Source organism: Phaeobacter inhibens DSM 16374 (genome assembly GCF_000473105.1).
Taxonomy (GTDB): domain Bacteria; phylum Pseudomonadota; class Alphaproteobacteria; order Rhodobacterales; family Rhodobacteraceae; genus Phaeobacter; species Phaeobacter inhibens.
The window spans coordinates 1,396,012-1,419,316 of sequence record NZ_KI421498.1; the positions used below are offsets into that span (position 1 = coordinate 1,396,012).

Below are 23,305 nucleotides of genomic sequence, written 5' to 3' on the forward strand. Positions count from 1 at the left end.
CCAAGCGCCAGAGAATTGGAGAGTTTATGTCCTGGTGAAGAAGGGGCGGCAGAGGCCACCCCGGTTTGCAGATTGCCCCGGAGAATGCCGCCTGCCCCTATCGGCAGGTGTCAGGGAAAATTTGCGCGACATTCATCAGACATACAGATCCGGGCCGACCCCGCGATCACACCAAGAAAGACATTCCCAATGACAAGGGACTATTCCCAATTCCTGAGCCCCGCCTCCGCTGACAGATCTGCCGATACCGCGCGGCCGCTGAGCCCGCTGGAGCATCTGGGCTGGCAGGGGTTCTTCTCTCAACAGACTGATCTGGACGAGATGGCCAGCCACCCGCCCGTGCGCATCACCGAAGTGAACCGCAGCGGCCTGCGCGCCATGGGCGACGGCATCGACATGGTGATCCCCCCCGGCCCCGAGGCCACGGTGGGGGATTGGCTGATGCTGGACGCCGAGCTGCCGACCCACAGTCGGGTGCTGGAGCGCAAGAGCCTGATCCGCCGCCGCGCGCCGGGCAAGGATCGCAAGGTCCAGCTGATCGCGGCCAATATCGACACGATGTTCGTGGTCACCTCCTGCAACGCGGATTTCAATGTCGCGCGGCTGGAACGGTTTATCGCCATGGCCTTTGACGCGGAGGTGACGCCGGTGATCGTGCTGACGAAGATCGACCTCTGCGACGATCTTGAGCCCTATGTCACCCAGGCAAAGGCGATTTCCGATCTGGTTGAGGTGGTTCCGCTGAATGCCAAGAGCGAAACCGCGCGCGAGGCGCTGGCGCCCTGGGTCCGGGCCGGGCAGACGATTGCCTTTCTCGGCACCTCCGGCGTGGGCAAATCCACGCTGACCAAGGCGCTCGGCGAGGATCTCGATATCGCAACCCAAGGCATTCGCGAAGATGACGCGCGCGGGCGCCACACCACAACCCGTCGGCAGCTTTACTTCATCGCAAACGGCTGTGGCGTGCTGGATACACCGGGGATGCGGGAGTTGCAGCTGACCGATGCGGCCAGCGGTGTCGGCGATGTCTTTGCAGATCTGGAAGAGCTGGCGACGCAGTGCCGATTTCGCAACTGCGCCCATGAAGGGGAGCCGGGCTGCGCGGTGCAGGCGGGCATTGCCGCTGGTGAGGTTGACGCCGGCCGGTTGGACCGCTGGCGCAAGCTGGCTGCGGAAGAAGCCTTCAATTCAGCCTCTCTGGCGCAGAAACGGGCCAAGGACAAGAGCTTTGGCAAGATGGTGAAGACGGCGAAAACCATCAAGAAGCGCAGCCGCAAATAGCCGCTAGCACAGGTGTCAGACACGACAGAAGGGCGCCCGATGTGGGCGCCCTTTGATGTGGCGGCTAAGGCTTGGCCCCACAAGAAGGCCGGTCAGCTGCCGCCCTGTAGCAGCGGCGTGATCCGGCGTACGGCAGCGCGGCGGTTGGCGCGCTCGGCGCGTTGGGTCACCACCGCCAGATCGGTCTCACCATAGCCCTGCACCACCATATTTTCAGGCGGCACTTTAAAATACTCGGTCAGAGCCAATGCGACACTTTCGGCGCGGCGGTCTGACAGCGCGAGGTTAAAGGGCGCGGCACCGACCGCATCGGTGTGGCCTTCGATCAGAAACACCTCCTGCGGGTTCTGCGCGATCATGTCGCGCAGCGCATTGCCCAGCGCAGCCAGTTCTTCGGCCTCCGCTGCCCGGATCACCGCAGACCCGGTTTCAAAGTTGATGGATTGCACGGTGATTTCCGGCACCAGACGGCGGACCGCGTCGATATTGCGGATCTGGCGCAGGGAAAAGCGACGGCTCACGGCGGGGGCTTCCTTCGCGGCGAGCACCAGCGCCAGCTCATCTGCGTCAATCGTATCGCTGCTGAAGGCTGATTTGCGCGGGGCGGCTGTGGGCAGTTCGGAGACCACCACGTTGTCGGCGCGCTGGGTGTCATCGAACAGCACGACACTGCTGCCATCCGTCAGCGTGCGGGTGCGGCGCAGGACGCGACCATCGCGGGCGCGGATGGTTTCAACCTCCGCCCCATCCTCACGCACGACAACGGTGCGGGTGGAACCGTCCTTGAACTTATAGGTGGTGACATTGCTGCCGGGCTGGCGCAGCAGAGCGTCGTCGTTCTTGATCACCCGGTACTGGCCGTTCTGTTCCACCACCGCGCGGTCGCCGGAATTACTGACAACGGTTTCGCCCTGTTTCAGGAGCTGGCCGATGGCCACGGCCCCCAGTCCAAGCAGAGCGGCCTTCTGCAGCTTGCTGAGACCGTCATCGTCGTTGTCTGCTGTGGCAGCGGCGCTGTTGCTGTCAGTTTCAGCGTTTGCAGAAGTTTCGGCAGTGGCCTCGGCCTCAGCCGCCGGGGTGTTCACGGCTGTTTCAAATTCCTCATCCGAACTGCGCGCGGTGTCTTCCGTCACGGTTTCCTCGACAACCTCTGCCTGTTCGGTGGTGGCGGCGCTGGCCGCTGCTGCGGCGGCGCTGTCATCTGCCTCCTCGGTCTGGGCAAGGGCGTCGGCCTGCGCCTGACTGTCGAGCGGCTCAACCTCGGGTTCGGGTTCAGGCTCGGACGTGGGTGCAGGGTCGGTCCCGGCCTCCGCCTCTGCCAGCGCTGCGGCCAGTTCGGTAGCGGCGGTGGTTTCGGCCTCAGCCGTAGCCTCGGGCGCGGCGGCGGCGCCTGCCTCTGTGTTGGCGGCTGTATTCACCCCGTCATTGGCTGCCGGCTCCACCGGAGTCTCTGCCTCTGCGGTGGTTTCACCTGCGTTCTGTTCAGCGGCTGTCTCTTCCGTCTCGGCCGGAGCTTCGGTCTGCACGGTCTGAGATGGGGCAGCGTCTGTGGCGGGTTCTGGGACAGGTTCAACCGGAGCGGCAGCGGCCTGCTCTGCCTCGGACGGGGCTGCTGGCTCGGCCTGTTCGCCTGCCTCAGGTGTGGCCTCAGCCTGATCAGCGCCCGCCATCAGGGTAGTTGACGCAAGAGCAGGGTCCAAACCAGTGTCCAATTCGCCGGTAACATAGGCCTGACAGAATTTGGCTTTGGCCCCCTTGCCCTTGCCTTTCAGGATCTCCCCTTCGGGACTGATCCGACCGTTTTGCAGCCAACGCAGACAGCGCTGCACGGCCTCGGTGATCTGCTCCGCCGTCATCTGGCTGAGGTCGGTCGGATCCGATTTAGACTGCGCGGGCGCGGCGACCGGAAGACTGAGAGAGACGATGACCGCCAACGCGGTCGAGGATCTGAGAAGCTGCGAAACCATGCGGTGTTCCTTTCGCTGTGCGATGCAAAGCCTAGAAACATAACGCGCGCCGGGGCAAATAAGTTGCTTGTGAGTGACGGTTTTCGGCCAGAGCCTGCCGATCAGATGTGGCCCTCGCGTCTGTTATTCGGCCGTCAACATCTGCATCAGTCGCTGTTTTTCGCCGCTGTCCTCCGCCCGGGTGAGGACATCAGCGAGATCCTGAAGCGCCGCAATAGAATGACCTGCGCGAAAGCTGTCGACATGAGGCAACATGGCGCGAATGCCGCGGGCCTTGGGGGCGAACCCGTCAAAGCGCAGTAAGGGGTTCAGCCAGATCAGGCGGCGCGCAGACAGATGCAGCCGCTGCATTTCGGCGCTCAGCTGATCGGTGTCGTCGCGGTCCAGCCCGTCAGTAATCAGCAGGACCACGGCCCCCTGCCCCATGACGCGGCGCGACCAGTCTCGGTTGAAATCATGCAGACAGGCGCCAATCCTTGTACCGCCCTCCCAGTCCTGCGCCTCGGCCCCGGCTGCAGCCAGGGCGGCATCCACATCGCGCTGCGCCAGATGGCGGGTGATATTGGTAAGCCGTGTGCCGAAGGTAAAACCATGCACCCTCGCCCAGCCCGGCCCCTTGCGGTTGGCGACCGCATGCAGGAAATGCAGGATCAGACGGGAGTATTGGCTCATGGAGCCGGAGATATCGCAGATCACGACGAGATTGGGCCAGCGCACCCGACGTTGGGCGCGTGAAAGGGTTGTAATCTCGCCGCCCTGACGCGCAGCCTGCGCCATTGTGCGTCGCCAGTCGATGCGGGGACCTGTTGGTGACGCCATCAGACGGCGCGATTGAATGGGGCGGATTGGCAGCTGCATCTTGGCGAGCATCCGCTTGGCCTCGGCCACCTCGGCGGTGCTCATCTGCTCAAAGTCGAGCTGCCGCAGCCGTTCCTCGCGCGACATGGTGAGTTCGGCGCTTAGTTCCAGCTGCTCCGGTGGCTCCTCCCCCTCCGGCGGGTCAGGGCGATCCGGCGCCTCAGCCCCATCCAGCAATGCCTCGGCGGCGCGTTTCTGGGCGGGCTTGGCGGCTTTCTCCTCCTGCGTGCCCCGGATCGCGGGCAGCATCGCCGCCATCATATGCTCCAGAAAGCGCGGATCCCGCCAGTAGAGACGAAAGATCTGCGCAAAGACCTGACGGTGTTCGGGTTTGGAGACAAAGCAGGCGTGCAGCGTCCAGTAGAAATCCTGCTTCGAGGTAAAGCCGGCCGTGGCCACAGCCTCGACGGCCTCGCTCACCCGGCCGGGACCGATAGGCAGTCCAGCGCGGCGCAAAGCCCGCGCAAAATGGGTAACATTCTGCGCCAGCCGTGGCGTCTCCGGCAGCGGCAGCGGCGGGTATTCAGGCATCAGCGCAGGCCCGCAGCATCACGCCGGACCCAGCGTCGCGCGCGCCTGATCGAGAATGCGTTTGGCCTCTGATCCATGCAGACGGCTGATATCATCCTGATATTTCAGGATTGCCCCCAATGTGTCGGCAATCACCTCTGGCGACAGATCAATGACATCCAGCGCCAAGAGGCAATTGGCCCAGTCAATTGTCTCGGCAATGCCGGGATGTTTGAACAGATCCTCGGTGCGCAGCGCCTGCACGAAGGCCACGACCTCCCGCGACAGGCGCGGCGCCAAACCCGGGGAGCGGGCTGTCAGGATCTCCATCTCGCGGTCGAAATCGGGGTAATCCACCCAATGATAGAGACAGCGCCGTTTCAGCGCGTCATGCACCTCGCGGGTCCGGTTGGAGGTGAGGATCACGATGGGCGGCTCTGGCGCCTTAATGGTACCAAGTTCGGGGATGGTGACCTGAAAATCGCTGAGTGCCTCCAGCAGGAAGGCTTCGAATGGCTCATCGGTGCGGTCGAGTTCGTCGATCAGCAGCACCGGAGCACCTGCCGGATCCGGTTGCATCGCCTCCAGCAGCGGGCGGCGGATGAGATAGTCATCGCTAAACAGCTCTGCCTGAAGCCCTGCCCGATCCGATCCGGCCCCTGCGGCCTCGGCCGTGCGAATGGCCATCATCTGGGCGGCAAAGTTCCATTCATAGACCGCGCTGGAGGCATCCAGCCCTTCGTAGCATTGCAGCCGGATCAAGCGGCGGCCCAGCGCTGCGGCGAGGGTCTTGGCGATCTCGGTCTTGCCCACCCCGGCCTCGCCCTCCAGAAACAACGGCCGACCAAGGCGCAGCGACAGAAACACCACCGTTGCCAATCCCCTGTCGGCGACATACCCCGCCTCCGTCAGTAGTGTTTCCACCGCATCTATGGAGCCAGGTAGTCCGCGCGTGCCTTCCGGCGCAGGAGGACTGGAAGGCTGACTGGTGGTCTCCGGTTGGCTCGTCTTCGTCTGCTGCGACATCTCGCTCCCCTTCGGCTCTGCCCAAGAGGCCACGGCGATGTGGGCGGGTCAAGCGGCTGGTCATGCCACTTTGGTCCCATAGGCCATCCGTGAATGATACTGCGCCCTGTTTCCGGACACATTGACCGGCCTGCCCTGCAATGCGATGACAGAGACACGCCATCGGCCCACGCGGGTCCGGCACAGACGTGGCAGGAGACAGCATGCGAACACTGGCCGTGACATGTGTAAAGAACGAAGGCGCTTTTCTGCTGGAATGGATTGCCCATCATAAGGCTGTGGGCTTCAGCGATATCCTCGTCCTCTCCAACGACTGCGCGGATGGCACGGACCGGATGCTGGACCGGCTGGATGAACTGGGCCATGTCACCCACCTGCGCAACGATGGCCCCTATGACAAGGGCGGCATTCAGTTCACCGGGTTGAAGAAGGCGGATAAACACCGCCTGATGCGTAAGGCCGACTGGGTGATGGCGTTGGATGTGGACGAATTTGTCAATATCCATGCAGGGGAAGGCCGACTGGCGGATCTTCACGCGGCGCTGCCCGATGCGGATGCCATAACCTTGACCTGGCGGCTGTTCGGCAATGGCGAGACGGTGCGCTATCAGGACCAGCCGGTGACCGACAGCTTCACCCGCTGCGCGCCGGAGGTGATCCACTGGCCGTGGCGGGCGGCGATGTTCAAGACGCTCTATCGGAACGATGGCACCTATCGCAAACTCGGGGTGCATCGTCCGCGCAGCCCGGAAGACGGCGCTACCCTAGAGGGGGTTCGATGGTTCGATGGCTCAGGACGGGAACTGGATCAGGGGTTCAAGACGCAACGGATCTATTCCGACTATGGGCAGCCGAATTTCGATCTGGTGCAGCTCAACCATTATCCGCTCGGGTCAATGGAAAGCTACGTGCTGAAAGCCGAGCGCGGGCGGGTCAACCGTCCGGGCGATCTGGGCATGGACTATTGGGTCGAGCGCAATTTCAACACGGATGAGGATGATAGCATCGCCCGCTATCGCCCCGCCCGTGAGGCCATTGCCGATCTGCTGCGCGAGGACGCCAAGCTGCAAAAGCTGCACGCCCGCGCAGTGCAGTGGCGCCACGAGCAGTTTCGCACACTGATGCAGCAGGAGGCTTATCGGACGCTGTTTTCGCGACTGCTGATGACACCGCCCTCGCGGCTGATCAGCCCCGGCACCGCACGCACGCTCACCGGCTTTGCCACGCTGGGCCGCCATGGCGCACCGCAGGGCGGCGACAAGAGCGACTGATCCGGCGCCATATCAAGATCGGCCCTACAGACCAGCCGGTCAGAAGGCAGGACATGGCGCAGACACAGGCCAGCCACTGGCCGAAAACTGGCCGAAAACTGGCATCTTTTTCAACGAAACCCGCGCCGATGGCCGATAAACCGGCCTTACAATTTCCAATTTTAGCCTTATTTCGCCCTTAGACGTTGCCAGACGCAAACCCGTCCAAACGAGGGCGGGACAAGAGGACGACGCAATGCAGCAGGATACATTGGACACGCTGGACGAGGACCTGTCCGGGCTGAAGCCCGCGCAGTGGCAGGCCCGTATGGCCGCCCTGGCCGAAGAAAACGGCATGTATCAGCCGCTGGGCAACCGTCACTTTGCCAGTTTCATTGATCAGGGCAATACGCTGCTGGTCAGTTTTGAGACCATCCAAGGGATCCACAACCTGTCGGATGTGGCGCAACCGCTGGGGTTTGATCTGGTGAAGAACCTCGGCTGGTCACATCTGTGCATCATCTCCAATGGCGACACCTGGTTCCGCAATGAGCGGATCTACGGATTCTTCGACCAGCTGATTGACGACGGGTTCTTTGATGAATTCGACAAGGTCGTGTTCTATGGGGCAGGCCCCTGCGGCTATGCGGCTGCCGCCTTCTCCGTGGCGGCCCCCGGTGCCACCGTTGTCGCGGTGCAACCACAGGCGACGCTGGATCCGCGTCTCACCGATTGGGACGACCGGTTCAGCGAGATGCGCCGCGTTGATTTCACCGATCGTTACGGCTTTGCCCCGGATATGATGGATGCGGCCAAGCAGGGTTTTGTGATTTACGACCCGCGTGAGCGGCTGGATTCGATGCATGCCGCCCTGTTTGCGCGCAAGAATGTGCTGCGGCTGCGCACGCCGCATCTGGGCGACACCGTTCAGACACGGCTGATCGAGATGGAAATTCTCTATAATATCCTCGCGCTGGCCGGTGCAGACCGGCTGACCGAGCGGCAGTTCTACAAGCTCTACCGTGCCCGCCGTAGCAATGGCCCCTACCTGCGCAAGCTGATGGCTCGTCTGGAACAGGATGAACGTCCCTATCTGATGGCCCTGCTGTGCCGCAATGTGACCAGCAGGCTGCGCGCGCCTCGCTTCCGCCGCCGTCTGGAGGCATTGCGCAAAAGCGCCGCAGAAGACCAGATCAAACTCCCCCCCGAACGGTAAGAGCAGTGCGGCGCCGGATGGCGCAAAAGGCGGGGCGGCCAATAGCTTTCGCATGTGATGCCGTCGCTTCCCCTGCGCGCGCCCCTGTGCTAGGCGGGCGCCATGACCGTTCAGCTCACCATCCCCCGCCCCGATGACTGGCATCTGCATCTGCGCGACGGCGCAATGCTGGCGGCCGTTCTCCCTGAAACTGCCCGCGATTTTGCCCGCGCGATCATCATGCCGAATCTGGTGCCGCCGGTGGTGACAGGGGATCAGGCCGCGGCCTACCGCGACCGTATTTTGGCCGCCCTGCCCGACGGCATGGCATTTGAGCCGCTAATGACGCTCTACCTGACCGAGGACACCGATCCGGCGGATGTGGCGGCAGCTCATGCCAGCGGGTTGGTCAAAGCCGTGAAGCTCTACCCGGCCGGGGCCACCACCAATTCCGCCTCTGGCGTCAGCGATTTCGACAAGGTGCGCGGCGTGCTGGAGACCATGGCCGACATCGGCCTGCCGCTTTGCACCCATGGCGAGGTGACCGACCACGACATCGACATTTTCGACCGCGAGGCGGTGTTCATCGACCGGGTGCTGGACCCCATCCGCAAATCCACCCCCGGCCTGCGCGTGGTGATGGAACATATCACCACCAAAAACGCTGCCGACTATGTGACCAGTCAGGACAGCGATCTGGGGGCCACAATCACCACGCATCACCTGATCATCAACCGCAACCACATTCTGGCAGGCGGCATCAAACCGCATTATTATTGCCTGCCGGTGGCGAAGCGCGAAGAACATCGTTTGGCCCTGCGCGCAGCGGCGACCTCTGGCGACAGGCGGTTCTTCCTCGGAACAGATTCGGCCCCGCACACCGACCCCAACAAGCTCAGCGCCTGCGGCTGTGCCGGCTGTTTCACCGCCCCCAACACCATGCCGTTGTTGGCCCATGTGTTCGAAGAAGAAAACGCACTGGACAAGCTGGCCGGATTTGCATCCGAGAATGGGCCAGCCTTCTACGGCCTGCCGGTAAACGCTGAAAAGCTGACTCTGGAAAAGCAGGCCAGCCCGGTCACCTTCCCCGAACAGATCAGCACCGAAGATGGCCCGGTTACCGTCTTTGACCCCGGTTTTGATGTATTCTGGAAGGTTGCCTGATCTTCTGGCCCCACATATCCCCGCCGAAGGCTTCTGCCACCGGCGGCTCGCGCCGACCAAAAGGATGATAGCATGATCCCCTCCTCCTACCCCTCCCGCGAAGAAATCGCCCGCCTTTCTGCCCGCATGCTGCTGGAAATCGGCGCGGTGAATTTCAACACCGACACGCCTTACACGCTGGCGTCTGGCCTGCCCTCGCCCAGCTATATTGATTGCCGCAAGCTGATCTCCTTTCCGCGGATCCGCACCACGCTGATGGATTTCCTCACCGTCACGGTGATGCGCAATGCAGGCTTTGAGGCGTTTGACAATATCGCGGGCGGCGAAACGGCAGGCATCCCCTTTGGCGCCTTGGTGGCCGAACGCATGGCGCTGCCGATGACCTATGTGCGCAAGAAGCCCAAGGGTTATGGCCGCAATGCCCGCATCGAAGGGGTCATGACTGAAGACCAGCGCGTGCTGCTGGTGGAGGACATGACCACCGATGGCGGCTCGAAACTGTCTTTTGTGGATGCGATCCGCGAGACCGGCGCCACCTGCGGCCATACCGCAGTGATTTTCTATTACGACATCTTCCCTGAAACCACCCAACGCCTGGGAGATCACGGTGTTGAGCTGCATTATCTCTGCACCTGGTGGGATGTTCTGGCCGAAGCCAAGGCGCAAAAGAGCTTCAGCGACGAGACACTGGATGAGGTAGAGCGCTTCCTGAAAGATCCGCGCGCCTGGCAGGAGGCGCATAAATCCGCCTGATCACCCTCTATCTGACACGCATCTTATCTGGGGCGACCTGTGGACAGGGCCGCCCCGAATCGACTTGGGAGCACGCGCATCAGCGCAGATATAGACAGCTTCCCAGAATGCACCGCATCATATAGACTACACACACCTCAACCCGGCTTCTGTAAAAACGACACACAGGTCAGCCTGCGGATATCCACAGGCTGTTCACAGCTCATCCACAGAGTTTTCCAGATAGCCAGACCGGGGTTCGCCCCCCTATAACGCGGGGCCAATGACGAGAGCAGCGATGAACGATATTACGCCATTTGACCCCAATCTGCCCGCCGCCCCGGAGCCTGCTGCCAATGGCGAGGCAACCGGAGACGACGCTCATATCCTGCCGCATTCCGTCGAGGCCGAACAGCAGCTGCTGGGCGCGATCCTGACCAACAATGACGTCTACGACCGGATCGCCTCAATCATCACATCCGCGCATTTCTACGACCCGGTCCACACCCGCATCTATGAGATTGCCGCCGCCCGGATCTCCAAGAACGCGCTGGCCTCGCCGGTGACGCTGAAGGCCTTTATGGAGGATGACGAAGGCCTGAAGGAATTGGGTGGCCCGGCCTATCTGGCGAAACTCGCCGGGGCGTCCATCTCGGCCTTTGCGGTACGCGACTATGCCCAGATGATCTATGATCTGGCGATCCGGCGCGAACTGATCGCCCTGGGGCGCAGCATCGCGGACAAGGCGCGCCGTGTCGATGTCGCCTCTGAACCCAAGGAACAGATCGTCGAGGCGGAACAGTCGCTATATAAGCTAGCCGAACAGGGCCAGACCGAAAGTGGTTTCAAATCCTTCCTCAAGGCAGTCACCGAAGCGGTCAATGTCACCAATGAGGCCTATCAGCGCGGCGGCGGCATGGCGGGGATCTCCACCGGGCTGGCCGATCTCGACAAACAGCTGGGCGGTCTGCACCCGTCGGACCTTTTGATCCTGGCGGGGCGTCCCTCGATGGGGAAAACCTCGCTCGCGACCAATATCGCCTTCAACGTCGCCAAAGCCTACAAACGCGGCCAGAAACCGGATGGAACCGAAGGCGCCGTGGATGGCGGCGTCGTTGGCTTTTTCTCACTGGAGATGTCGGCAGAGCAGCTGGCGGGGCGTATTCTGGCCGAAGCCTCAGAAATCTCCTCACATAAGATCCGTCAGGGTGACATGACCGAGGAAGAGTTCCGCCGCTTTGTGCAGGCGGCCAAAGATCTGGAAAGCTGCCCGCTGTTCATTGATGACACGCCTGCCCTGCCGATTTCACAGCTGGCTGCCCGTGCGCGCCGTCTGAAACGGACCCATGGGCTGGATCTGCTGGTGATCGACTATCTGCAGCTCTGCCGGGGCATGGCCGAAAACCGGGTCAATGAAATCGCGGAAATCTCCATGGGCATGAAGGCCATCGCCAAGGAGTTGAACATCCCGGTGGTCGCCCTCTCCCAGCTGTCACGTCAGGTCGAAAGCCGCGAAGACAAACGCCCGCAGCTGTCGGATCTGCGGGAATCGGGCTCGATCGAGCAGGACGCCGACGTCGTCATGTTCGTGTTCCGCGAAGAATATTACAAGGAACGCGAAAAACCCGGCGATCACGAATTGGACAAGATGGAAGAGTGGAAGCAGGCGATGGAACGCTTGCACGCCAAGGCCGAGGTTATCGTCGGCAAACAGCGTCACGGCCCGATTGGCACGGTTGAACTGGCCTTTGAGGCGCAGTTCACCCGCTTTGGCAACCTCGCCAAGGCATGGCAGCAGGATCACGCGCCAGAGTATTGATCCGCGCCACAAAATGCTGAACACAACGCGCCGCCAGCCAGCCCCGGCGGCGCGCCTTTGGACGCTCCCCGGCGCCTGTCACCTTTCCCTAAATACTCAAAAAACCAACAATTGCCCCGCAGACTCCCGCTTGCAGGGGTAGCCCACGCCGCCCGCCGCAACAGCAAGCCAGGGCGCGGAATCCGCCAACCACCTCGTCGGCGGGGCCGGAATGCGGTTTCCCCCTTGACCCCTGTGCCCCCCGTGTCATGAACAGCGCATGACGACTGCTAGACTGACACTCAATCTGGATGCGCTGGTGACCAACTGGCGCAACCTCGATGCGCTGACCAATTGCGAGACCGCCGCAGTGGTCAAGGCCAATGGCTATGGACTGGACGCAGGCCGCGTCGGCAAGGCGCTGGCCAATGCCGGTGCGCGCAACTTCTTCGTGGCAATGGCAGAGGAAGGCGTGGCCCTGCGCCGCGCCATCGGCCCCGGCCCCGGCATTTCGGTTTTTGCCGGCCATATGGAGGGCGACGCGAAACTGCTGCGCGACTTCCAACTGACGCCGATGCTGAATTCACTCGACCAGATGCTGCGCCATTTTGAGAGCCTGCCGGGCCATCCCTTTGGCGTGCAGCTTGATACCGGTATGAACCGACTTGGCATGGAGGCCGCCGAATGGGCCGCCGTCCGCGACATTGCTCTCAGTCAGGGGCCTGTGCTCCTGATGTCGCATCTGGCTTGTGCAGATGAGACGACCCATCCGATGAACAGCCACCAGCTGCAAAACTTCCTTGACCTGACTGAAGGTCTGGATCTCCCCCGCTCCCTCGCCGCGACCGGGGGCCTGCTGCTGGGGCGCAACTACCACTTTGACCTCTGTCGTCCGGGCATCGGGCTTTATGGCGGGCAGCCTTATGGCGATGCGCTGCCCGTGGCGCAGCTTGACCTGCCGGTGATCCAGATCCGCAGCCTCGATCCGGGCGAAACCGTGGGCTATGGCAACAGCTGGACGGCGCAGCGCCCCAGCCGCATCGCCACGGTCGCAGCCGGGTATGCCGATGGTCTGCACCGCGCATTAGGCGGCGGCCAGATCCAGGTCTACGCAGGCGACACGCCCTGCCCGGTGGTCGGCCGCGTTTCCATGGATCTGATCACTGTCGATGTCAGCGACCTTGGCGACGATCCCAGCCACCTCAGCATCCTCAACGAGCGCCAGACCGTGGATACGCTGGCACAGGCTGCGGGCACCATCGGTTATGAAATCCTCACCTCTCTCGGCAGCCGCTACGCACGGAGCTATACTGGATGAGCACATCTTCGCGTCTTTCACCCCTCAGCCTGATTGCGCGGCTGGGGCAGTTGGTCCTTGCCGGTCTGGGCGCTGTGGGGCGGGTGACGCTCTTTGGTCTGTCCACGTTCAGCCATATGCTGCGGCCGCCCTACTACCCGCGCGAGCTGCTGAATGCGCTGTTGCAGGTGGGCTGGCTGTCGCTGCCGGTGGTGGGCCTCACGGCGATTTTCACCGGGGCGGCGCTGGCCTTGCAGATCTATGCGGGCGGCGCGCGGTTCAATGCCGAGGCCGTGGTTCCGCAGATCGTTGCCATCGGCATGGTGCGCGAGCTTGGCCCCGTTCTGGTTGGACTGATGATTGCTGCGCGCGTCACCTCCTCCATCGCGGCGGAGATCGCCACCATGAAGGTCACCGAACAAATTGACGCGCTGGTCACACTCTCCACCCATCCGATGAAATACCTGGTGGCGCCGCGTGTGCTGGCCGCGCTGATCACAGTGCCGGTGCTGGTGGGCGTTGGCGATATCATCGGCATCATGGGCGGCTATGTGGTCGCGACGCAGAACTTGGGCTTCAATCCAGCGGCCTATCTGAAAAACACTGTCGATTTCCTTGAGCTGCGCGATATCGTCTCCAGCCTTGTGAAAGGCGCTGCTTTTGGCACCATTGCCGCAACCATGGGCTGCTATTACGGCATGCAGTCAGGCCGCGGGGCGCAGGGCGTCGGTCGCGCCACCAAAGGGTCGGTTGAGGCCGCTGCGGTGCTGATCCTTGCCGCCAATTTTGTCCTCACAGGGATTTTCTTCTCGCTATGATCCAGATGAAAGACGTCCATAAGGCCTTTGGCGACAACAAGGTTCTGCAAGGCATGACGCTTGAGATCCCCAAAAGCAGCTCCATGGTGATCATCGGCGGATCCGGCACCGGAAAATCTGTCGCGCTGAAATCTGTTCTGGGGCTGATCACACCGGATCAAGGGCAGATTCTGGTCGATGGCAAACCCGCAGCCAGCGGCGACCGCGACGCCTTTCTGGCGCGTTTTGGTATGTTGTTTCAGGGGGCGGCGCTATTTGACTCCCTGCCGGTCTGGCAGAATGTCGCCTTCCGTCTGCTGCGCGGAACCCTCAAGCGCCCGGTGGATGAGGCGCGCGAGATCGCCATTGAAAAACTGCGCCGGGTGGGCCTGAAAGCTGATGTGGCGGACCGGCTGCCCGCAGAACTGTCGGGCGGCATGCAGAAGCGTGTGGGTCTTGCCCGCGCCATCGCCGCGGAACCCGAAATCATCTTCTTTGACGAGCCAACCACCGGCCTTGACCCGATCATGTCCGGCGTGATCAACGACCTGATCCGCGAAATCGTGGTCGAGATGGGCGCCACCGCGATGACCATCACCCACGACATGACCTCCGTCCGCGCGATCGCCGACAATGTGGCGATGCTGCATGCAGGCGTGATCCAGTGGACTGGACCGGTAAGCGAGATGGACCAGTCGGGTGATCCCTATATGGAGCAGTTCATTCACGGCCGCGCGGAAGGGCCGATTGAGGCGGTGAGGTAAACAAAAGGATATTGTTTTGCCATCAGAATTCGAGCAGAAAATTTTCAAACTCCTATTTCCTTACGCCAGCAAGCAAATCGATACTATCGAAAATAGCGGTGCCAAATTCGCCCACTATACCAGTGCGGAAGCCGCTGTCAGCATCATTCGCAACCATACCGTTTGGATGCGCAGTGCCGCTACTATGAATGACTTCTCAGAAATGAGATACGGTCAAAATCTCATCGACTATGCGTACCGTCGCACATCAAACGGCCAGAGGCTCAAAGCATTTCTAGACCTTTGTCACCAAGGGCTAGCAGACGAGTTCGAGGACGTATTTGAAAAACACAAAGACAATAGATTAACACAGAGTTATCTCATCTCCGTTTCAAGGCACGGTGACGAAAATGGTGCAGAAGACCAGTTCGGAAGATTGTCCATGTGGCGGGCATACGGTGGGGACACCAACGTAGCCTTCGTATTCAACAACGAGCCCTTCTTTTCACCGAGTAGCGCCGTCAACGCATTCACATCACCGGTTTTCTACTGCACAGAAGCTGAGTTTTTTGAAGAATTTCAAAGTGTGGTTCAGAACCTGGAAGATAACTTCTCTCTTTTTTCTCAGCTATCCCGTCAGGAACTCAGGGAGCGTCTTTTCAACGCATTTCATTTCGCCGTATTGTCAACAAAACACCCGGGTTTCGCCGAGGAAAAAGAGTGGAGAGTGATCCATTCACCAAGAGTGCACCCCTCAAAACATATCCAACCAAGTGTCCGCTGTGTCAGTGGGGTTCCTCAGAAAGTCTACGATTTAAAGATTCGAAACTACCCAGACGAAGACATCAAAGGCGCGACGTTTCCAGAGTTCCTGCACAAGATAATTATTGGACCGACTCAATATCCTTACCCAATTTATGATGCGCTAGTCAGCGAACTCGAAGCGGCAGGCGTAGCCGCCCCCCAAAGCAAAGTATGCTTTTCCGGTATTCCTCTCCGAAGGTAGAGCCACCATGACCCTCCGCCTCCTCACCCTGTCGCTCCTGATCCTCTACCCTATCGCTTGGTTCGCGCCGCTGATGCGGGCGGGGCTGCTGCCGATCTTTGGCCTCAGCGAGATCTCGGTGATCACCGGATTGCAGAGCCTTTGGGGCAGCGACGTCATTTTGGCGCTGACGGTCACGGCTTTCGCGATCTTCGCGCCCTATTTCAAAACCATCGGTCTGGCGCTGGTGCAATGGGGCCTGCTGGATACGCGCGCCCAACCGGTTCTGCATGTCTTGGGCAAGCTGGCGATGGCGGATGTGTTTCTGATCGCGCTTTATATCACGTTGGCCAAGGGGATTGGCTATGCAACGATTGAGACCGCCTGGGGGCTTTATTTGTTTACGGGCTGTATTCTGGCGTCAATTGTCCTGTCTCTTCTGACCGCGCACCAGGTTAGCCAGCAAGACGACTAGAAACGGGACGCTGCCCCGGCCTTCGGCCTCCCCCGGGATATTTAGGGCCAGAAGATGTTCTGTGCGCCCCCATCTTCTGGCCCTAAATATCCCGGAGCGCGAGGCAGAGCCTCGCATGCCCCGTCTGAGGCTCCGCAACACTTGAACAAACCGGAAACATCTGCCAGATCTACTGCATGGCAAAAACAACATATTCCTGCTCTGCCTGCGGAGCATCTTTCTCAAAATGGTCCGGGCGCTGCGATGGTTGCGGCGAGTGGAATTCCATCACCGAAGACAAGGGCCTGTCCAAGGGCGGACCGGCGTCGAAATCGCTGGGCATGCGGCGTGGCAAGACAATCCCCTTGAGCGATCTTGCGACGGAGGAAGCGCCACCACCGCGCACCTGTTGCGGTGTGGGGGAGCTAGACCGGGTGTTGGGCGGTGGGTTGGTGCCTGCCTCTGCCATTCTGGTCGGCGGGGATCCCGGGATCGGGAAGTCGACACTGCTGTTGCAGGCGGCGGCGCAGTTTGCCCAGTCAGGCCTCAAGACGATCTATGTCAGCGGTGAGGAAGCCAGCGCCCAGGTACGCATGCGCGCGCAGCGGCTGGGATTGGCGGAAGCACCGGTCAAGCTGGCGGCGGAGACCAACCTGCGCGATATTCTGACCACGCTGGAGGCAGAGCGACCACAGCTTGCGATCATCGACTCGATTCAGACCATGTGGGCTGATCACGTGGACAGCGCGCCTGGGTCTGTCAGCCAGGTGCGCGCTGCCGCGCATGAGCTGACGACATTTGCCAAAACCAATGGCGTATCTATCATCATGGTCGGCCATGTCACCAAAGAGGGGCAGATTGCCGGTCCACGGGTGGTCGAACATATGGTCGATACCGTGCTGTATTTCGAAGGCGAGCGCGGGCATCAGTTCCGCATTCTGCGCGCGGTCAAGAACCGCTTTGGCCCGGCGGATGAGATCGGCGTCTTTGAGATGACCGGCGGCGGGCTGAGTGAAGTCCGCAACCCCTCGGCGCTATTTCTGTCAGAGCGTGGCACCCCGTCGCCCGGGTCGGTGGTGTTTTCCGGCATCGAAGGCACCCGCCCGGTTCTGGTGGAGATGCAGGCGCTGGTCGCGCCTTCGCCCCATTCGCAGCCGCGCCGGGCGGTGGTGGGCTGGGACTCTTCGCGTCTGGCCATGATCCTGGCCGTGTTGGAGGCGCGCTGCGGCATCCCATTTGCCGGGCTTGATGTCTATCTCAACGTTGCCGGAGGGATGAAGATCTCAGAACCTGCGGCGGATCTGGCAGTGGCTGCGGCGCTGCTGAGCGCGCGCGAAGACACCGCGCTGCCCGCAGATACAGTCGTATTCGGAGAAATATCGCTCTCTGGTGCCCTGCGACCCGCCCCTCAGACCGAAAACCGGTTGAAAGAAGCGCAAAAACTTGGTTTCACCGCAGCGATAGCTCCAAGTGGTGGCAAATCCGTCGCGGTCCCCGGACTTGCGGTGCGACAGGCCTCTGATCTCGCCGGTTTTGTTGGCGATTACTTTGGGGCTGGCTAAAGTCGCAAGAATTCTAATCGCAGGTTAACGGGCGAGGGACATGGAAGGTTTCACCATTATCGACGGGGTCGTGGCCCTTGTCATTGTTGTATCAGCGTTGCTGGCCTATTCGCGCGGGTTCGTGCGTGAGGCGATGGCCATCGCTGGTTGGATCGCCGCCGCCATCTTGGCCTTTCTGTTTGCGCCGCAGGTCGAGCCGCTGATGGCAGAAATCCCGGTGATCGGAGAGTTCATCGCGGACAGCTGCGAATTGTCGATTATCGCCGCCTTTGCTGCGGTGTTTGCATTGGCGCTGATTGTCGTGTCTTTCTTCACGCCACTGTTCTCCTCACTGGTGCAACGGTCAGCGCTTGGCGGGTTGGATCAGGGCATCGGCTTCTTCTTTGGGGTGCTACGTGGCATCCTGTTGGTGGCGATTGCCTTCTTCCTCTACAATGTCGTGATGACCGGTCAGAGCTTCACCATGGTTGATGAGAGCCGCTCTGCCGTTGTGTTTGAGCGGATGATCGGCAAGATTGAGGACCGCAACCCCGAGCAGGCGCTTGGCTGGGTCACCACGCAGTATGAAAGCCTGATCGGCTCCTGCGAGAAGTAAGCGCCTATCGTTGCTGCCACCGCGCATCGCGGACCTGTGGCAGCGGCACATATTAGGGGATTGGAACAGGGCGCCTCAGGCGCCCTTTTTCGTGGCCGGATGGAACCGGTTGAGATTTGGCCGGCTTGCACGGTCTGGCATAGACCACCGGGCCCATCGCAATGCGACCGCCGCTTGGCTGGTTCATGGCTTGTGAACGACGGTGATGCCGCAAGGATCACTTGTCCAATGATGATATTTAGAGATGCAGGCGCGTTTACCTTTCCTAACATCAAAAACACTCATTAACACTCTGTTAACCAATTAGAATCGCTGTATCAGGGCATTGAATCGGACGCCAAGCGTGGGGTGGCGTGTGAAAGCAGACGGATAAAAGTTAACAAATCCTGTGATCCGAGGTGTTTTCGGGCAACAATTCGGTGAATGAGGCAGGATTAGCGGCCAAAACCCCTCAGTTGTCCCAATCGGCCCGATCCTTGCCCCATTTCCGTCCAATTTCGCAGCGCACATTGGTGTCACCAAGACGCCAGACAGAACGTCAGGCACACCGCTCAGAAGGACGACACCATGCTGCTGGATCACTCGACATCGTTTGCTGACTGTCAGCCCGTTGGTCTTCTGCTGGATTTCCCGGCGGCTGTCTCCCCTTCGGCTCCCAGCCGTGCCCGGCCCCGGCCACGCACCGGTGGTCTGCTGCCGCATGTGATGGTGGAAACGGATCGCGGCTTTGTTCAGGCTCGCAATGTGAAGCCGGGCGACAAAATCTACACTCTGGATGGTGGCGCGCAGGAAGTGACCGGCGTCAAACATGCCGTACCGCGCCTGACCTCGCTGGTGCATGTGCCTGCCGGTGCGCTGGGGAACGATGACGATCTGATGTTGCCGGCGGATCAGAAGGTTGGTCTGGAACTGTCCGCAGTGGAGCGCCTGTTCGATGTGCCCACCGCGATCACCAAGGTGGTTTCGCTGATCGGCTACAACGGTATCTCTGCCGCCATGCCGGAGAAGATGGCACGCATCTATCTCTCCTTTGCGGAGGAAGAAATGATCTGGGCCGAATGTGGCATGCTTGTGCATGTGGCAGGCGATACCAGCTCAGAAGATGACGGCGCCTTTCGCATGCTGACACTGACCGAGACCAGACAGATTCTGGCCAGTGAAGACGGCCGCGCACTCGCCGATGCGGGTAAGGACGATGCGGATGACCGCGATGAGGAGAGCGATGACGTGCTCTCCGCCTTTGATATGCTGCGCGGTCTGCTGGCGGCCTGAGGGCGCGATCACCGCCCACCTCTGCCAGGCTGAAACCCTGCGATACCGACCCGCTGCCCTGCTGAGACACCCGACCTGCGACCGCTCGCAGGTCGTTGTCGTTCTGGAGCGCGCGAGCAGCTAGACGCGGTTTTTCACCCCAACTGTCGTGAAACCGTGATCCTTTGGTGACATGGGCGGGCGGACCCTCTATGTGGGGGGCATCCTGACAACCGGATTCGGAGCCACACCGCCTTGCCGATGCCGCAGATGCCCCCCGCCCACCCGTTTGACGATGACAAGCTGCGCGAAGAGTGCGGCATCTTTGGCGTCGTCGGCGTCCAGGACGCCTCCAATTTCGTTGCTCTTGGCTTGCACGCCCTGCAACACCGAGGACAGGAGGCCGGCGGCATTGTCACCCATGATCCTGTCGAAGGGTTCCAGAGTGCCCGTCGTTTTGGCTATGTCCGCGACAACTTCACTTCGCAAGATGTGATGTCCACCCTGCCCGGCCCGATCGGAATTGGCCATGTGCGCTACTCCACCGCCGGGACCAAAGGTCAGACCGCAATCCGTGACGTGCAGCCTTTCTTTGGCGAATTCGCCATGGGTGGGGCCGCAATTGCCCACAATGGCAACATCACCAACGCCAATGCACTGCGCAAAGAGCTGATCGAGCGCGGTTCGATCTTTCAAAGTTCTTCCGACAGTGAATGTATCATCCACCTGATGGCACGGTCGCTGCAGCGCAACATCCCTGAGCGGATGGAAGATGCGCTGCGCCGGGTCGAAGGCGCCTTTTCCGTTGTGGCGATGACCCGCACCAAGCTGATCGGCGTGCGGGATCCGCTTGGCGTGCGTCCGCTGGTCCTGGGCAAAATCGGCGACGGCTATGCCCTCAGCTCGGAGACCTGCGCACTGGATATCATTGGCGCGGAGTTCCTGCGCGAGATTGAACCCGGCGAGATGGTGGTGATCACCGACAAGGGCGTCGAGAGCCATTTCCCGTTCCGCCGTCAGCCCTCCAAGTTCTGCATCTTTGAGCATGTCTATTTCTCCCGCCCTGATTCGATCCTGGGCGGGCGTTCTGTATATGAAACCCGCGAAGCCATCGGTCGCGAGCTGGCCAAGGAAAACCCGGTTGAGGCCGATCTGGTCTGCCCGGTGCCTGACAGTGGCACCCCGGCCGCCATTGGCTATTCGCTGCAATCTGGCATTCCCTATGCGATGGGGATCATCCGCAACCAGTACATGGGCCGGACCTTCATTGAGCCCACCGAGCAGATCCGCAACATGGGCGTGCGCCTGAAGCTGAACGTGAACCGTGCGTTGATTCAAGGCAAACGGGTTATTCTAGTAGACGATTCTGTTGTGCGGGGCACAACATCGCGTAAAATCAAGGAGATGATCCTTGATGCCGGGGCCAGTGAGGTGCATTTCCGCATTGCCTCGCCGCCCACTGCTTGGCCTTGTTTCTATGGTGTGGACACGCCTGAACGTGACAAGCTGTTGGCAGCAACCATGACCGAAGATGAAATGGCCAAACACCTTGCCGTGGACAGCCTGAAGTTCATCTCATTGGATGGGCTTTATCGTGCTGTCGGTCAGGATCAGGGCCGCAACAGCGCCTGTCCGCAGTATTGCGACGCCTGTTTCTCGGGCGAATATCCCGTTGTTCCCACCGATATGGTGGAACGGGGGTTTGAAATGAAACCCGCAGCAGAGTAAGAGCGCAGCCGACATCAGTTCGACTCATGAGGCGCTGATCAACGGATCGGCGCCTCATGCCGTTTTTGCGACCACCACCGCCTGCCACCGAAAGGCCGACCCTTTGGATCCACATCTCGCCCGCATGCTTGGCTCGCAGCGCCAGTGCCGCTGTTGCGGGGCGACCTTTGCCCAACTGCTGAGCCTCAGCTGTGACCGGCCCGATGTCTGCCCGGAAGATATGTTCGTGCACGACAACACCGCCATCTCCGCACAGGCAGGCGATGTGCTGACCGAGGATTTCTGCCGCCTTGGCAAACTGCGCTTCGTGCGTGCGGTTCTGGCAGTGCCTCTGGCGGATACCCGTGGTGAGGAGTTCATTCTGGGCACCTGGGCGCGGCTGAGCCAAGAGGATTTCGAGGCCTATCTTGATCGGTTTGAGATGCAGGAGACCGAGGATCTGGGCAGCAAGCGCGCCTGGTTGGCCAATGCCATCCCTCCGGATGGCAGCGAGTCGGTTGAGGCTATGCTGCATATGCGGCCAGAAGGGCAATATCCGGAGCTGCAAATCTCCGAGCCGGATCATCCGCTCTACAATTTGCAGATGGTAGGCGCGCAGCTGGAGGAGCTGCTGGGCCTGCTTTATGCCTATGGTCACGATCTGCCGTCGTTGATCTACGACGCCTGATCCCACTTAAGGCCCTCCCCGTCTTAGCCTGTTTTCCGCCGCAGGAGTTCAAGGGCCTGCGCGCAATTGCGCAGCGTCGCGCAGGGTAATGCGCAACGGCTTGCGCACCAGGGAGCGGCCTACCGGCAGTCGCTTGCCACCGCCCATCGCCCCCTCTGTTCGGCGGAAAGTGAAGCTGATAGCCGACCGGCATCCGCCCTGAGCGCTCCTGAGAAAGAACCAAGTTACCAGAATGGCAAATCGTGATAGCGGCAAGACCCCGGCAAATGTTGCAGGTCATGCCACCCAGAAAGACGCCTTGCGCCGCAACCGGCTCAGCCTGTTGGGATTGTTTGGTGCCAGCAACAACCTCAGCGCCATGGTGCGTATGCCCAGCGGGCGCACACAGGTGGTGACCCGTGGCAGCCGGCTGTCCGGCGGCGAGGTCATTGCCATCGATGCCGACGGTCTGATCCTGCAGAAAAACGGCAAAGCTGCGCGGATCGAGATGCCGGGCAGCTGATCCGCCTTGGTGCCTGCCGGGGGCCCCGAAGGCGGCTGCGCCGCTTTGGCCCCTTGACCCGCGCCACGCAGCGCCGCACAAGGCGCGCATGACACAGAAACTTGCTCTCATCACCGGGGCCTCACGGGGTCTGGGCGCCGCCCTCGCAGAGGCACTGGCGCCGACGCATCACATCGTTGCCGTGGCCCGCACCACTGGCGCGCTGGAAGAGCTGGACGACCGGATCAAATCCGTCGGCGGTTCTGCCACATTGGCGCCGATGGACATCACTGTCCCCGATGCTATGGCGACGCTCTGCCGCGGCATCCACGACCGTTGGGGACAGCTGGACCTCTGGCTGCACACCGCGATCCACGCCGCACCGCTGAGCCCGGCCAATTTCGTCGCCGCGAAGGATTGGCAGAAATCCATGGCGATCAATGCCACCGCGACCTCCGTGTTGATCCCCTATGTGGCCCCGCTGCTGGGGCAGACCGGTCAGGCTGTGTTCTTTGAGGATCCACGCGCGGGCGAGAAATTCTTTGGGGCCTATGGCGCCACCAAAGCGGCCCAGATGTCACTGGCCAACAGCTGGCAGATTGAGACCGCCAAGACCGGCCCCAAGGTGCAGGTGCTGACTCCGCAGCCCATGGCCACCGCCGTGCGGGCACGGTTTTTCCCCGGCGAAGACCGCGACGCCTTGGCCACTCCGCAGCAGGAAGCGACCCGGCTGTTGCCCCAGATTCTGAGCGCTGCCGACTGACCACCGATTGCCCATCGGCTGCATGACGCCTAACGGCGGCGCAAACGCGCAACATTCCGCCGACCGGTGCCCGACAGGGGTGCCGGTCGCGTTGGTTTCAAGGTCAGGCAACAAACCTGTGACCTCTGTGCCGCAGGGGCCGTCACCGCGCAGCTTGCGCGCGGTCACAGTGGGGAAAGTCTTGCCCCCTTTTGCCCCACA

Annotated in this window: 21 protein-coding genes; 18 read left to right on the forward strand and 3 right to left on the reverse strand. The window is 61.2% G+C overall.

What is annotated here, in order from left to right; translation table 11 throughout:
• Positions 1-189: 189 nt before the first annotated feature.
• A complete protein-coding gene (gene rsgA, locus INHI_RS0110380; RefSeq protein ID WP_027247601.1) occupies positions 190-1,281 on the forward strand; it encodes a ribosome small subunit-dependent GTPase A in 1,092 nt (363 codons plus the stop codon).
• Between the two features lie 92 nt (positions 1,282-1,373).
• Here the strand turns inward: rsgA and INHI_RS0110385 are convergent, their stop codons facing one another.
• The 3 genes from INHI_RS0110385 to INHI_RS0110395 all read right to left on the reverse strand — a co-directional run bounded on the left by INHI_RS0110385 (position 1,374) and on the right by INHI_RS0110395 (position 5,642).
• Positions 1,374-3,248 carry an OmpA family protein gene (locus INHI_RS0110385; protein WP_027247602.1) on the reverse strand — a complete coding sequence of 625 codons (1,875 nt, stop codon included), beginning with the start codon at positions 3,246-3,248 and terminating at the stop codon, positions 1,374-1,376.
• Between the two features lie 123 nt (positions 3,249-3,371).
• Complete coding sequence (locus INHI_RS0110390; RefSeq protein ID WP_027247603.1) at positions 3,372-4,637, reverse strand: vWA domain-containing protein; 1,266 nt, start codon at positions 4,635-4,637, stop codon at positions 3,372-3,374.
• An 18-nt stretch (positions 4,638-4,655) separates the two neighbouring features.
• Positions 4,656-5,642 (reverse strand): AAA family ATPase, encoded by a 987-nt coding sequence (locus INHI_RS0110395; protein WP_081698694.1) that lies wholly within the window; start codon positions 5,640-5,642, stop codon positions 4,656-4,658.
• Between the two features lie 203 nt (positions 5,643-5,845).
• Between INHI_RS0110395 and INHI_RS0110400 the strand changes: the two genes are divergently transcribed.
• The 17 genes from INHI_RS0110400 to INHI_RS0110480 all read left to right on the forward strand — a co-directional run bounded on the left by INHI_RS0110400 (position 5,846) and on the right by INHI_RS0110480 (position 23,104).
• Positions 5,846-6,913, forward strand: coding sequence for a glycosyltransferase family 2 protein (locus INHI_RS0110400; RefSeq protein ID WP_014879632.1), 1,068 nt, complete (start codon positions 5,846-5,848; stop codon positions 6,911-6,913).
• A gap of 235 nt (positions 6,914-7,148) precedes the next feature.
• Positions 7,149-8,108, forward strand: coding sequence for a hypothetical protein (locus INHI_RS0110405; RefSeq protein WP_027247605.1), 960 nt, complete (start codon positions 7,149-7,151; stop codon positions 8,106-8,108).
• A gap of 102 nt (positions 8,109-8,210) precedes the next feature.
• Positions 8,211-9,251: a dihydroorotase gene (gene pyrC / locus INHI_RS0110410; RefSeq protein WP_027247606.1), complete on the forward strand. Its 1,041-nt coding sequence runs from the start codon at positions 8,211-8,213 to the stop codon at positions 9,249-9,251.
• Between the two features lie 72 nt (positions 9,252-9,323).
• Entirely contained in the window at positions 9,324-10,004 is a 681-nt protein-coding gene (locus INHI_RS0110415; protein ID WP_014879629.1) for an orotate phosphoribosyltransferase, read from the forward strand.
• Between the two features lie 277 nt (positions 10,005-10,281).
• Positions 10,282-11,802 (forward strand): replicative DNA helicase, encoded by a 1,521-nt coding sequence (locus tag INHI_RS0110420; protein WP_014879628.1) that lies wholly within the window; start codon positions 10,282-10,284, stop codon positions 11,800-11,802.
• A 259-nt stretch (positions 11,803-12,061) separates the two neighbouring features.
• The gene (gene alr, locus INHI_RS0110425; protein ID WP_027247607.1) at positions 12,062-13,099 is read left to right on the forward strand and encodes an alanine racemase; all 1,038 of its coding nucleotides are present in this window, start codon (positions 12,062-12,064) and stop codon (positions 13,097-13,099) included.
• Positions 13,096-13,896, forward strand: a complete 801-nt coding sequence (locus INHI_RS0110430; RefSeq protein WP_027247608.1) for an MlaE family ABC transporter permease — start codon at positions 13,096-13,098, stop codon at positions 13,894-13,896. The genes alr and INHI_RS0110430 overlap by 4 nt, the downstream gene beginning before the upstream one ends.
• Positions 13,893-14,639, forward strand: coding sequence for an ABC transporter ATP-binding protein (locus INHI_RS0110435; RefSeq protein WP_027247609.1), 747 nt, complete (start codon positions 13,893-13,895; stop codon positions 14,637-14,639). Before INHI_RS0110430 ends, INHI_RS0110435 begins: the two co-directional genes overlap by 4 nt.
• A 16-nt stretch (positions 14,640-14,655) precedes the next feature.
• Entirely contained in the window at positions 14,656-15,624 is a 969-nt protein-coding gene (locus INHI_RS0110440; protein WP_027247610.1) for a DUF2971 domain-containing protein, read from the forward strand.
• A gap of 7 nt (positions 15,625-15,631) precedes the next feature.
• A complete protein-coding gene (locus INHI_RS0110445) occupies positions 15,632-16,078 on the forward strand; it encodes a paraquat-inducible protein A (RefSeq protein ID WP_027247611.1) in 447 nt (148 codons plus the stop codon).
• 176 nt (positions 16,079-16,254) lie between these two features.
• Positions 16,255-17,619, forward strand: coding sequence for a DNA repair protein RadA (gene radA, locus INHI_RS0110450; RefSeq protein WP_014874199.1), 1,365 nt, complete (start codon positions 16,255-16,257; stop codon positions 17,617-17,619).
• Positions 17,620-17,659: 40 nt separating this feature from the next.
• Positions 17,660-18,214, forward strand: a complete 555-nt coding sequence (locus tag INHI_RS0110455) for a CvpA family protein (RefSeq protein ID WP_014874198.1) — start codon at positions 17,660-17,662, stop codon at positions 18,212-18,214.
• A gap of 567 nt (positions 18,215-18,781) precedes the next feature.
• A complete protein-coding gene (locus INHI_RS0110460; RefSeq protein ID WP_027247612.1) occupies positions 18,782-19,486 on the forward strand; it encodes a Hint domain-containing protein in 705 nt (234 codons plus the stop codon).
• Positions 19,487-19,735: 249 nt separating this feature from the next.
• Positions 19,736-21,193, forward strand: coding sequence for an amidophosphoribosyltransferase (gene purF / locus INHI_RS0110465; RefSeq protein ID WP_036767293.1), 1,458 nt, complete (start codon positions 19,736-19,738; stop codon positions 21,191-21,193).
• Between the two features lie 124 nt (positions 21,194-21,317).
• Entirely contained in the window at positions 21,318-21,860 is a 543-nt protein-coding gene (locus INHI_RS0110470) for a DUF2199 domain-containing protein (RefSeq protein WP_014874195.1), read from the forward strand.
• A gap of 232 nt (positions 21,861-22,092) precedes the next feature.
• On the forward strand, positions 22,093-22,362 hold the full coding sequence (locus INHI_RS0110475; RefSeq protein WP_014874194.1) for a hypothetical protein: 270 nt from the start codon (positions 22,093-22,095) through the stop codon (positions 22,360-22,362).
• Positions 22,363-22,450: 88 nt separating this feature from the next.
• The gene (locus tag INHI_RS0110480) at positions 22,451-23,104 is read left to right on the forward strand and encodes an SDR family NAD(P)-dependent oxidoreductase (RefSeq protein WP_014874193.1); all 654 of its coding nucleotides are present in this window, start codon (positions 22,451-22,453) and stop codon (positions 23,102-23,104) included.
• Positions 23,105-23,305: the final 201 nt, after the last annotated feature.